The organism is Streptomyces sp. NPDC030165, assembly GCF_055573595.1.
In genome coordinates this window covers 115,908-126,994 of sequence record NZ_JBVIBD010000024.1, presented here as the reverse complement: position 1 = coordinate 126,994, position 11,087 = coordinate 115,908, and the positions used below count along the sequence as shown (strand labels likewise).

General features: G+C 71.5%; 10 protein-coding genes and 1 pseudogene. 7 read left to right on the top strand and 4 right to left on the bottom strand.

Translation table 11 applies throughout. The features are described from left to right. A pseudogene (locus ACZ4Z1_RS34495) lies at positions 1–252 on the bottom strand (4-hydroxy-3-methylbut-2-enyl diphosphate reductase); the annotation flags it as partial. 198 nt (positions 253–450) lie between these two features. Between ACZ4Z1_RS34495 and ACZ4Z1_RS34490 the strand changes: the two are divergent. The 4 genes from ACZ4Z1_RS34490 to ACZ4Z1_RS34475 all read left to right on the top strand — a co-directional run bounded on the left by ACZ4Z1_RS34490 (position 451) and on the right by ACZ4Z1_RS34475 (position 4,316). Beyond that, positions 451–1,914: an APC family permease gene (locus tag ACZ4Z1_RS34490; protein WP_468490603.1), complete on the top strand. Its 1,464-nt coding sequence runs from the start codon at positions 451–453 to the stop codon at positions 1,912–1,914. Positions 1,915–1,984: 70 nt separating this feature from the next. Beyond that, complete coding sequence (gene xseA, locus ACZ4Z1_RS34485; RefSeq protein WP_468490602.1) at positions 1,985–3,220, top strand: exodeoxyribonuclease VII large subunit; 1,236 nt, start codon at positions 1,985–1,987, stop codon at positions 3,218–3,220. Positions 3,221–3,230: 10 nt separating this feature from the next. After that, entirely contained in the window at positions 3,231–3,509 is a 279-nt protein-coding gene (locus ACZ4Z1_RS34480) for an exodeoxyribonuclease VII small subunit (protein ID WP_468490601.1), read from the top strand. Positions 3,510–3,722: 213 nt separating this feature from the next. After that, positions 3,723–4,316, top strand: coding sequence for a malonic semialdehyde reductase (locus ACZ4Z1_RS34475; protein WP_468490600.1), 594 nt, complete (start codon positions 3,723–3,725; stop codon positions 4,314–4,316). Between the two features lie 108 nt (positions 4,317–4,424). On the opposite strand, the gene ACZ4Z1_RS34470 is transcribed toward ACZ4Z1_RS34475, so the two are convergent. Then, complete coding sequence (locus ACZ4Z1_RS34470; protein WP_468490609.1) at positions 4,425–4,961, bottom strand: DUF4245 domain-containing protein; 537 nt, start codon at positions 4,959–4,961, stop codon at positions 4,425–4,427. A 210-nt stretch (positions 4,962–5,171) separates the two neighbouring features. Between ACZ4Z1_RS34470 and glpX the strand changes: the two genes are divergently transcribed. Beyond that, positions 5,172–6,203 carry a class II fructose-bisphosphatase gene (gene glpX / locus ACZ4Z1_RS34465; RefSeq protein WP_468490599.1) on the top strand — a complete coding sequence of 344 codons (1,032 nt, stop codon included), beginning with the start codon at positions 5,172–5,174 and terminating at the stop codon, positions 6,201–6,203. 87 nt (positions 6,204–6,290) lie between these two features. Here the strand turns inward: glpX and ACZ4Z1_RS34460 are convergent, their stop codons facing one another. Further along, positions 6,291–6,650 carry a WhiB family transcriptional regulator gene (locus ACZ4Z1_RS34460; RefSeq protein ID WP_468490598.1) on the bottom strand — a complete coding sequence of 120 codons (360 nt, stop codon included), beginning with the start codon at positions 6,648–6,650 and terminating at the stop codon, positions 6,291–6,293. A 215-nt stretch (positions 6,651–6,865) separates the two neighbouring features. Beyond that, positions 6,866–7,675, bottom strand: a complete 810-nt coding sequence (locus ACZ4Z1_RS34455) for a DUF1707 SHOCT-like domain-containing protein (RefSeq protein WP_468490597.1) — start codon at positions 7,673–7,675, stop codon at positions 6,866–6,868. Positions 7,676–7,846: 171 nt separating this feature from the next. Between ACZ4Z1_RS34455 and ACZ4Z1_RS34450 the strand changes: the two genes are divergently transcribed. Further along, positions 7,847–9,541 (top strand): fumarate hydratase, encoded by a 1,695-nt coding sequence (locus ACZ4Z1_RS34450; RefSeq protein WP_468490596.1) that lies wholly within the window; start codon positions 7,847–7,849, stop codon positions 9,539–9,541. A 106-nt stretch (positions 9,542–9,647) separates the two neighbouring features. Further along, a complete protein-coding gene (locus ACZ4Z1_RS34445) occupies positions 9,648–11,060 on the top strand; it encodes a class II fumarate hydratase (protein ID WP_468490595.1) in 1,413 nt (470 codons plus the stop codon). Positions 11,061–11,087: the final 27 nt, after the last annotated feature.

The following is an 11,087-nucleotide window of genomic DNA, read 5'->3' as shown; positions in this document are numbered from 1 at the left end:
GACGAAGATCGCGCCCTTCTTCTCCAGGGTCTTGACGACGTACTTGTTGTGGACGATCTCGTGGCGCACGTAGACGGGCGCGCCGTACTGTTCCAAGGCTTTCTCGACGGCGATGACGGCACGGTCCACGCCCGCGCAATAGCCACGGGGCGCGGCGAGCAGGACCCGGCGGCGGTCCTCGCGCGGTGCGGCGTCTCCGTCCGGAGCGGTGGCGGGCGACGGGCTGGGCGTAGCAGCAGTCATACGATCCATCGTACGGGGCCGGTCCCGGGGTTCGTGATGCCGCCGGGGCGCGATGGAGTGACCGTGGCCGCGGCTCCGCGGCGGCGCACCCGGCGTGTACGCGCCTCTCCTGGCGCGTCCACCCCGCCGGCGGCGCGGGCTTGCCCGAAGCTGGAGGACAGCCGACGATCATCGTCGGCCCGTTCGTCCCCTGCCGAGGTGTCCGTCATGACCGCACCGTCCGAGCCGAACCCGTCCACTCCGCCGTCTCCCGGCGGGCCCGGAGCGTCCGCCGTGCCGGATGCCGGCCGGCTCCGGCGCACGCTGTCCTTCCGGGACCTGGTCGTCTACGGGCTGCTGTTCATCGCCCCGATGGCACCGGTCGGGATCTTCGGCACGCTCCAGGCGAAGTCGCACGGCGCGATCACCCTCGTCTACGTCGTGGCGACGGTCGCGATGGCCTTCACCGCGTACTCGTACGCGCAGATGGTGCGGGTCGCCCCGCAGGCCGGGTCGGTCTTCACCTACGCGCGGGCCGGGCTCGGCGACGGCGCGGGCTTCGTCGCGGGGTGGATGGCGATGCTCGACTACCTGCTGATCCCGGCGGTGGCGTACCTCTTCTCCGGTATCGCCATGCACGCGCTGGTGCCGTCCGTGCACCAGTGGGTGTGGACGGCGCTCGCGGTGGTCGTCACCACGCTGCTGAACCTCCTGGGGGTACGGACGGCGGCGGTGGCCGGCTTCGTGGTGCTGGCGATGGAGCTCGCGGTGCTGGTGGTGTTCGTGGTGGCGGCGGTGTGGGTGCTGGCCACGGAGGGGGCGCAGCGCGGCTGGGCGGAGCCGCTGACCGGCGAGGGGTCGTTCTCCATGAGCGCGGTGCTGGCGGCGGTGTCGGTCGCGGTGCTGTCGTACCTGGGGTTCGACGCGATCGCTTCGTTCGCGGAGGAGGCGAAGGACGCGCCGCGCGGAGCGCGTCCGGGCAAGGGCGGTGGCGGGCGACGGGCGGGCCGGGCTGCGCGGGTGGCGCGGGCCGTGCTGGTCTGCCTGGTCATGGCGGGGGTGCTGTTCGCGGTACAGACCTATCTGGCGGCGCTGCTGGCGCCGATGTCGGCGGCCGAGCTGGCGGACAAGCCCGCTGAGCAGGGTGACGCCTTCTACGCGACGGCGAACGCGGCCGTCGGCGAGTGGCTGCAGAAGCTGGTGGCGGCGAGCAAGGCGATCGGGGCGGCGTTCGCGGCGCTGGCGGGGCAGGCGGCGGCCGGGCGGCTGCTCTTCGCGATGGCGCGGGACCGGCGGCTGCCGGGCGCGATGTCGAAGGTGGACGCGGGCAGCGGGGTGCCGCGGCGGGCGCTGCTGGGCGCTGCGGTGGTGACGCTGGTCGCAGCGGTGTGGGCGGCCCGTCGCGACGACGGCCTGGACCACCTCTCCTCGATCGTCAACGTGGGCGCGCTGACCGCCTTCGGGCTGCTGCACGCCTCGGTGATCGGCTGGTTCTGGGTACGCAAGCGGGCCGAGCGGCCGAACGTCGTCAAGCACGTGCTGGTGCCGGTGCTGGGCCTGGGGGTGGTGGTCGCGGTCGTCGTGGAGGCGTCCAGGACCGCGCAGATCGTCGGCGCTGCCTGGCTCGTGGTGGGGCTGGTGGTGCTGGGGGTGCAGTACGGGCGCCGGAGGGGCGGGGCGGTGGGTGGCTGACCCGGCCACCCCCGCGTCGAGCGGTTCCGCGTAGCCCGGCGTTGTCAGTGCCGGGCTATACGCTCGTGGCATGAGTGTGAGGACGTCTGCGGAGGCGCCGATCCCCGTCGGCGAGGTGTCGCGGCTCATCGGGGGGTGGATCGACCGGCTGGGCGCCGTGTGGGTCGAGGGGCAGATCACGCAGCTGTCCCGGCGGCCCGGCGCCGGCGTGATCTTCCTGACGCTGCGCGATCCGTCGTACGACATCTCGGTGAGCGTGACGTGCTACCGCCAGGTCTTCGACAAGGTCGCGGACGTGGTCAGCGAGGGCGCGCGCGTCGTCGTGCACGCCAAGCCGGAGTGGTACGCGCCGCGCGGCCAGCTCTCGCTGCGGGCCGCCGAGATCAAGCCGGTGGGCGTCGGCGAGCTGCTGGCGCGGCTGGAGCAGCTGAAGAAGTCCCTCGCCGCCGAGGGCCTGTTCCGGGCGGAGCGCAAACGCGGGCTGCCGTTCCTGCCGCAGCTGATCGGCCTGGTGTGCGGCCGGGCCAGCGCGGCCGAGCGGGACGTCCTGGAGAACGCCCGGCTGCGCTGGCCGGCGGTCCGCTTTGAGGTGCGCAACGTACCGGTGCAGGGCGTGCACGCGGTGCCGCAGGTGATCGAGGCGGTCAAGGAGCTGGACGCGCTGCCCGAGGTCGACGTGATCATCGTGGCGCGCGGCGGCGGCAGCGTGGAGGACCTGCTGCCGTTCTCGGACGAGCAGCTGGTACGGGCCGTGGGCGCCGCCCGTACGCCCGTCGTCTCCGCGATCGGCCACGAGCCGGACTCACCGCTGCTGGACCTGGTCGCCGACCTGCGCGCCTCGACGCCGACGGACGCGGCGAAGAAGGTCGTACCGGACGTCGGCGAGGAATTCGCGCGCATCCAGCAGCTGCGGGAGCGGGCGCTGCGCGCGGTCAGCGGCTACCTGGACCGCGAGGAGCGGGGCCTGGCGGCTGCCCTGAGCAGGCCCTCGATGGAGCGGCCCCACCGGATGGTCGAGGAGCGCGAGGACCAGGTCACGGCCCTGCTGGAGCGCGGCCGGCGCACCCTGGGGCATCTGCTGGACCGCGCCGACTCGGAGCTGTCGCACACTCTGGCGCGGGTCGTCGCCCTCTCCCCCAAGGCGACCCTGGAGCGCGGTTACGCGGTGCTCCAGAAGCCGGACGGCTCGGCCGTCCGCTCGCCCGGCGAGGTCGCGCCGGACGAGGAGCTGCGGGCCCGGGTCGCCGAGGGCGGGTTCCGGGTACGGGTGTCCGGCGCACCGTCCGATGTCACACCCCCGGAATAGGGTGGGAGCCATGGCGAAGGCGAAGACGGACGACGGCACGGTGGTGGACGGCGCGGCGGACGCGGCGCAGCCGGAGGGTTCCGCGCTCGGGTACGAACAGGCCCGGGACGAGCTGATCGAGGTCGTCCGCAGCCTGGAGGCCGGCGGGACCACACTGGAGGAGTCCCTCGCGCTCTGGGAGCGCGGTGAGGAACTGGCGAAGGTCTGCCGCCGCTGGCTGGACGGGGCGCGGGCGCGCCTGGACGCGGCGCTGGCGGAGGAAGAGGCAGACGAGGAAGTGACCGGGTAGCGGCCGGGTAACGGCGGGGCGGGGCCCGCCCGGCCGGACAGGGGCCCGCCCCGCCCCGGTCCTCCGGCCATCCCGACCGCCCTCGTCAGGTCGGCGGCGTATCGAGGCACCCCTTGTGAGTCGGGTCACTGTTCCGCCGTATTAGTTGAAACTTAATCTATCTTGGTTACAGTTGATGACGAACACGGAAATCCCGACCCACGAGGTGCCCTCATGTCTCTCGCGCTCGACGCCGCCGCCCAGGACCTCCTCTTCCGCGAGGCCCAGACCGCCAACACGTTCACGGACGAGCCGGTGACGGACGAGCAGGTGCAGGCCATCTACGACCTGGTGAAGTTCGCCCCCACCGCCTTCAACCAGTCGCCGCTGCGCATCACCATGGTCCGCTCCGAGGACGCCCGTGAGCGCCTGGTGCAGCACGCGATGGGCGCCAACGGCCCGAAGACGCTGAGCGCGCCGCTGACCGTGATCCTCTCCACGGACCTGGACTTCCACGAGAAGCTGCCGACACTCTTCCCGCACGCCCCGGGCATCAAGGACGCCTACTTCTCCGAGCTGGCCGCCCGCGAGGTCGCCGGTGTCCAGAACGCGACGCTGCAGGCCGGTTACTTCATCGTCGGCATCCGCGCGGCCGGCCTGGCCGCCGGCCCGATGACCGGCTTCGACTTCGGCGCCATCGACAAGGAGTTCTTCGGCGACGGCAAGCAGAAGTCCTTCATGGTCATCAACATCGGCAAGCCCGGCGCCGACGCGTTCTTCCCGCGCTCGCCGCGGCTGGGCTTCGATGAGGCCGTCACCACGGTCTGAGCCCCGCGCCCGTACACGACGAGGCCGCCGCACCCATCCCGGGTGCGGCGGCCTCGTCGTACGTGTACGGAGCCCTGCGGACCGGCAGGCGGGTCCGCGGGCGGCCGGTCAGTCCTTCTTCGACTCCAGGGACGCCGCCAGCTCCGCGAGCCGTCCGTACGGCGCGGTGCCGGTGAGGACGGTCGTGACGCCCTCCTGCTCGCGCACCAGCGCGCGGTACTTCTCGCCCTTGTAGCGGTCCCACTTCACGCCGCCGACGACCTGCTTGCCCGCGGCCTTCTCGGCGCCCAGCGTGACGTCCTGGATGAACTTCTTCGCGGGCGCATCGCTCTGCTCCAGCGCCGCGTACTCCTGCTCGGGGTCGAGGAAGCCCAGGTGCCAGGCGCCGCCCTTGCCGTCCTTGCTCGCCTTGTACGTGACGGAGGTCGCGCGCCAGCCCTCGGGCAGCCCCTTGGGGGCGGCGACCGGGTACGGCGCGGCGCGCCGGGCGGTCGCGAGCTCCACGCGGTAGTCGACCGTCTTGACCGCGTTCACCTCGGCGGTCCTGCTGTCGTTGTGCGGGATGAAGACATAGATGCCCGCGACGAGGGCGCCGATCACCGCCATCGACAGGACCATGTCCCGAACCGTCTGCTTGCCTCGCATACCTGCCACGCCTCTATGGTCCCCCATCCCCGGCGCCGCGAAGACAGGCCCCCCGCCATCACGCGGCCGGCGCCCGCCGTGCGGGGACACGCCCGCGTGGCTTCTTGTCGCCGCTCATGCGTAGGGCCCGCTGCTCATTTTGGCGACGTACCGATAAAGTCATAGCCACCCTCACCATTCCGGCCGTCGCCGTACAGAAAGGTGCGCTCGATGACCGAGCATCATCTGCCGTCCCAACTCGAGGTCAGCCCCGAGGCTCCCGACCGCAACCTCGCACTGGAGCTCGTCCGGGTGACCGAGGCCGGAGCCATGGCCTCGGGCCGCTGGGTCGGGCGCGGCGACAAGAACGGCGCCGACGGCGCCGCCGTCAAGGCCATGCGCGCCTTGATCCACACCGTCTCCATGAATGGCGTCGTGGTCATCGGGGAGGGCGAGAAGGACAACGCCCCGATGCTCTACAACGGCGAGCGGGTCGGTGACGGCACCGGCGCCGAGTGCGACGTGGCCGTGGACCCGGTCGACGGCACGACGCTGACCGCCAAGGGCATGGCCAACGCCGTCTCCGTGATGGCCGTCGCCGAGCGCGGCGCCATGTTCGACCCGTCCGCGGTCTTCTACATGGACAAGCTGGCCACCGGCCCCGAGGCCGCCGACTTCGTCGACATCACCGCGCCGGTCGGCGTGAACATCCGCCGCATCGCGAAGGCGAAGAAGTCCGCCGTCGAGGACGTCACCGTCGTCATCCTGGACCGGCCGCGCCACGAGGGCCTGGCCAAGGAGGTACGGGAGGCCGGCGCCCGGATCAAGTTCATCTCGGACGGCGACGTGGCCGGCGCGATCATGGCGGCCCGTGAGGGCACCGGCGTGGACCTGCTGCTGGGTATCGGCGGTACGCCGGAGGGCATCATCGCCGCGTGCGCTCTGAAGTGCCTGGGCGGCACCCTTCAGGCCAGGTTGTGGCCGAAGGACGACGAGGAGCGGCAGCGCGCGATCGACGCCGGACACGACCTGGACCGGGTGCTCCAGACCGACGACCTGGTCCGCGGCGACAACGTCTTCTTCGTCGCCACCGGCATCACCGACGGCGACCTGCTGCGCGGGGTGCGCTACCGCGCCGAGACCGCCAGCACCTCGTCGCTGGTCATGCGCTCGAAGTCCGGCACGATCCGCCGGGTCGACTCCGAGCACCGGCTCTCCAAGCTGCGCGCGTACAGCTCGGTCGACTTCGAGCGCCCCAGCTAGGCCGCGGCACCCAAACACTCGGGCCGGGACTCCGCCGTCATGTCGGCGGGGTCCCGGCCCGTCACGCGTGCCGGTCGCACCGGCCGCTCAACCGGCGGCCCGCATACGGGCCGTGCGCTGCAACTCGGTCTCCCGGCGCCGGCGGCGGGCCAGCACGACCCGGCGTTCGGCGGCGGTCAGGCCGCCCCACACTCCGTAGGGTTCGGGCTGCATGAGGGCGTGCTCCCGGCACTCGATCATCACCGGGCAGCGGGCGCAGACCCGCTTGGCGGCTTCCTCCCTCGCCAGGCGCGCGGCGGTCGGCTCCTTGGACGGTGCGAAGAACAGGCCCGCCTCGTCACGGCGGCACACCGCCTCCGCGTGCCAGGGACCGGCCTCTTCGCGAGAGGGAACCCGCTGGGGCGGAACAACTGCGGTGTCCTGCAGAGGCTGATGCGGTAGCAGCACGGTCTACTCCTGACGACGGCTTCGGCGAAGAGTCACCCTTGCCCGTCTCGCTGCGCACGACTTTTCGCACCCCGCAGCCGTACGAGAGACGATGCACCAGCCCTACCCGCTGTACGCGTGCTTATGCACACGGTTGCGAACGGCCGCCGAGCAGTGCGGACGCGGCGCGCGAACACCGGCTCCGGGGGCCGGTACGCCGCCGTCGGCCCGCCCCGTCAGTCGCGGTGGCCGCCGTGCAGCCGCCCGTGGCGCTCGCCCCGGCGCTGTTCGTGCCGGACCCGGCGCTCGTCCCGGCGGTGCCCGTACCGCTCGCGGCGCTCGTCGCGCCGCTGCTCCTGCCACGCGCGCCGGGCGCCCCGCAGGTCGTCGGTCAGATCGCGCAGCCACTTGCCGCGCCTGGCCTTCGCCTCGACGCTGCCGAGCACCGCGTACCCGTTGACGAGGACGACCGGCGCGTCGGCGTCCACCGACTCGTTGGTCTCGACCTCGAAGGCGCCGAGCACGCCGGAACCGCTGCTGCGCAGCGTGACGTTCTCCGGCACCCGGATCTCGACGCTGCCGAAGATCGAGGTGACGTTGATCTGGACCTGCTGCTGCTGGAAGATCCCTTCGGTCAAGTCGATCTCCACGCTGCCGAAGACCGCGACGGCGTTGATCCGGGCGGGCACCCGCCAGCGGCCCTTGCGGGTCGAGGCGCTGAAGATCGCGACCATGGTCTGGTCCGGCAGCGCGCCGCTCGGCTCCGCCTCGTACGCGGCGGCCGCGGGCCGGGGCCGGGGGATGCTGCCCTCCGCGGGCAGGTCCCGTACCAGCGGCTCCAGTTCGCCCATCGTCTTGGCCCGGTAGACCAGGTCGATGCGTTCGGAGTGCTCCTCGGCGTCCAGCCGTCCCACCGCCAGCGCCTCGCGCAGGATTTCCGCGATCCGGTCCCGGTCGGCGTCGGAGGCCCTCAGCTCGGCTTCGGCCACGGGCTTGGTCAGGTTCACCGGCTGCTGGGCTCGCTTGGCGAGCGACGATTCGTCCACGAGGGGCAGCCTACCGAAACGCGATAGATCGCGACTAGAGGACGCGCGCCCCCGGAAGCGTTCCAGGTGAGCCTTACCTCACAGCGGCGACCGGGAGCGGGGGTTCTACGCTGGTCAAGCGCTGCCGCAGATGTCAGCCGAAATCCACCGCCCAGTGAGGAATAACCCCTGATGGCCCCGGTCCCCCGCCCAGCCAGCCCGGCATTCGCCTATACCGACCTGCTCCCCGTAGGCGAGGACAACACCCCGTACCGCCTCGTCACTTCGGAGGGCGTGAGCACCTTCGAGGCCGACGGGCGCACGTTCCTCAAGGTCGAGCCGGAGGCGCTGCGCAAGCTGGCCGCCGAGGCGATGCACGACATCTCGCACTATCTGCGACCGGCCCACCTCGCCCAGCTGCGCCGCATCCTGGACGACCCCGAGGCGTCCGCCAACGACCGCTTCGTGGCACTGGACCTGCTGAAGAACGCGAACATCGCGGCGGCAGGCGTGCTGCCGATGTGCCAGGACACCGGCACCGCCATCGTCATGGGCAAGCGCGGCCAGCACGTGCTGACCCAGGGCCGTGACGAGGAGGCCCTCTCCCGCGGCATCTACGACGCGTACACCCAGCTGAACCTGCGGTACTCGCAGATGGCCCCGCTGACCATGTGGGACGAGAAGAACACCGGCTCCAACCTCCCGGCGCAGATCGAGCTGTACGCCACCGACGGAGACGCGTACAAGTTCCTGTTCATGGCCAAGGGCGGCGGCAGCGCCAACAAGTCCTTCCTCTTCCAGGAGACCAAGGCCGTCCTCAACGAGGCGAGCATGATGAAGTTCCTGGAGGAGAAGATCCGCTCGCTGGGCACGGCCGCCTGCCCGCCGTACCACCTGGCGATCGTCGTCGGCGGCACCAGCGCCGAGTACGCCCTGAAGACCGCGAAGTACGCCTCCGCGCACTACCTGGACGAGCTGCCCGCCGAGGGCTCCCCCACCGGCCACGGCTTCCGGGACAAGGAACTGGAGGAGAAGGTCTTCGAGCTGACACAGAAGATCGGCATCGGCGCGCAGTTCGGCGGCAAGTACTTCTGCCACGACGTGCGCGTGGTGCGCCTGCCCCGGCACGGCGCGTCCTGCCCGGTCGCCATCGCCGTCTCCTGCTCGGCGGACCGCCAGGCCGTGGCGAAGATCACCGCCGAGGGCGTCTTCCTGGAGCAGCTGGAGAAGGACCCGGCGCGCTTCCTGCCGGAGACGACCGAGGAAGAGCTGACCGAGGGCGCCGGCCCGGACCTCGACGCGGTACGGATCGACCTGAACCAGCCGATGGACGCCATCCTCGCCGAGCTGACCAAGCACCCGGTCAAGACCCGGCTCTCACTCACCGGCACGCTGGTCGTCGCCCGCGACATCGCCCACGCGAAGATCAAGGAGCGGCTGGACGCGGGCGAGGAGATGCCCGCGTACCTGAAGAACCACCCGGTGTACTACGCGGGCCCGGCGAAGACCCCCGAGGGATACGCGTCCGGCTCCTTCGGCCCGACCACGGCCGGCCGGATGGACGCGTACGTCGAGCAGTTCCAGGCGGCGGGCGGCTCCAAGGTGATGCTGGCCAAGGGCAACCGCTCCCAGCAGGTCACCGACGCCTGCGCCGCGCACGGCGGCTTCTACCTGGGCTCGATCGGCGGCCCGGCGGCGCGCCTGGCGCAGGACTGCATCAAGAAGGTCGAGGTCCTGGAGTACGAGGAGCTGGGCATGGAGGCGGTCTGGCGGATCGAGGTCGAGGACTTCCCGGCGTTCATCGTCGTGGACGACAAGGGCAACGACTTCTTCCAGGACCCGGCGCCCGCTCCGACGTTCACCAGCATTCCGGTACGGACCGCCTGACGGACGTACGGTTCCGGACAGCCGTACGCCCCGCGCGTACCGCCTGACGGACGAAAGCTGCCGGTGCCCGGGAACAGAATCACCGTTCCCGGGCACTGACACAGGTATGAGCGACAACGGCCTGAGCGGCGACAACGGCGAGTACCGGACCGAGCACGACTCGATGGGCGAGGTGAAGGTCCCCGCCCGCGCGAAGTGGCGGGCGCAGACGCAGCGCGCGGTGGAGAACTTCCCGGTCTCCGGGCAGCGGCTGGAGCGGGCGCACATCGAGGCGCTGGCCCGTATCAAGGCCGCGGCGGCCAAGGCCAACGCCGGGCTGGGCGTGCTGGACAGGGAGGTGGCGGCGGCGATCCAGGAGGCCGCGGCGGAGGTCGCCGACGGCAAGTGGGACGACCACTTCCCCGTGGACGTGTTCCAGACCGGCTCCGGCACGTCGTCCAACATGAACACCAACGAGGTCATCGCGACCCTCGCCACCGAGCGGTTGGGCCGCGACGTGCACCCCAACGACCACGTCAACGCCTCCCAGTCGTCCAACGACGTCTTCCCGTCCTCGATCCACATCGCGGCGACCGCGGCCGTCACCCACGACCTGATCCCGGCGCTGGAGCACCTGGCGGCCTCCCTGGAGCGCAAGGAGACGGAGTTCGCCGAGGTCGTCAAGGCGGGCCGGACGCACCTGATGGACGCGACGCCGGTCACCCTCGGCCAGGAGTTCGGCGGCTATGCGGCGCAGGTCAGGTACGGGGTGGAGCGGCTGCGTGCCGCGCTGCCGCGGCTGGCCGAACTGCCGCTGGGCGGTACGGCGGTGGGCACCGGCATCAACACCCCGCCCGGCTTCCCGGCCGCGGTGATCGCCGAGGTGGCGCGGACGACGGGGCTGCCGCTGACCGAGGCGCGCAACCACTTCGAGGCGCAGGGCGCAAGGGACGCGGTCGTGGAGACCAGCGGGCAGCTGCGCACCATCGCCGTCGGCCTGACGAAGATCGCCAACGATCTGCGGTGGATGTCCTCGGGGCCGCGCACCGGCCTCGCCGAGATCAACCTGCCCGACCTCCAGCCCGGTTCGTCCATCATGCCCGGCAAGGTCAACCCGGTGATCCCGGAGGCGGTGCTGATGGTGGCCGCGCAGGTCACCGGCAACGACGCCACGGTGGCCGCGGCGGGCGCCGCGGGCAACTTCGAGCTGAACGTGATGCTGCCGGTCATCGCGAAGAACGTGCTGGAGTCGGTACGGCTGCTGGCCAACGTCTCCCGGCTGCTAGCGGACCGCACGGTCGACGGCATCACCGCCAACGCCGAACGGGCCCGTGAGTACGCCGAGTCGTCCCCCTCGGTGGTCACGCCGCTCAACAAGTACATCGGGTACGAGGAGGCCGCCAAGGTCGCCAAGAAGTCCCTCGCGGAGCGCAGGACGATCCGTGAGGTGGTCATCGAGTCCGGGTACGTCGACCAGGGGCTGCTGACGGAACAGCAGTTGGACGAGGCGCTCGACGTGCTGCGCATGACACATCCGTAACAGTCCGTGCGGCACCCGTCACAGCCA

What these genes read in the sequence shown, in the direction of transcription:
- ACZ4Z1_RS34490 (WP_468490603.1), top strand. Translation starts at nt 451, where the DNA reads ATGACCGCACCGTCCGAGCCGAACCCGTCCACTCCGCCGTCTCCCGGC.
- xseA (WP_468490602.1), top strand. Translation starts at nt 1,985, where the DNA reads ATGAGTGTGAGGACGTCTGCGGAGGCGCCGATCCCCGTCGGCGAGGTG.
- ACZ4Z1_RS34480 (WP_468490601.1), top strand. Translation starts at nt 3,231, where the DNA reads ATGGCGAAGGCGAAGACGGACGACGGCACGGTGGTGGACGGCGCGGCG.
- ACZ4Z1_RS34475 (WP_468490600.1), top strand. Translation starts at nt 3,723, where the DNA reads ATGTCTCTCGCGCTCGACGCCGCCGCCCAGGACCTCCTCTTCCGCGAG.
- ACZ4Z1_RS34470 (WP_468490609.1), bottom strand. Translation starts at nt 4,961, where the DNA reads ATGCGAGGCAAGCAGACGGTTCGGGACATGGTCCTGTCGATGGCGGTG.
- glpX (WP_468490599.1), top strand. Translation starts at nt 5,172, where the DNA reads ATGACCGAGCATCATCTGCCGTCCCAACTCGAGGTCAGCCCCGAGGCT.
- ACZ4Z1_RS34450 (WP_468490596.1), top strand. Translation starts at nt 7,847, where the DNA reads ATGGCCCCGGTCCCCCGCCCAGCCAGCCCGGCATTCGCCTATACCGAC.
- ACZ4Z1_RS34445 (WP_468490595.1), top strand. Translation starts at nt 9,648, where the DNA reads ATGAGCGACAACGGCCTGAGCGGCGACAACGGCGAGTACCGGACCGAG.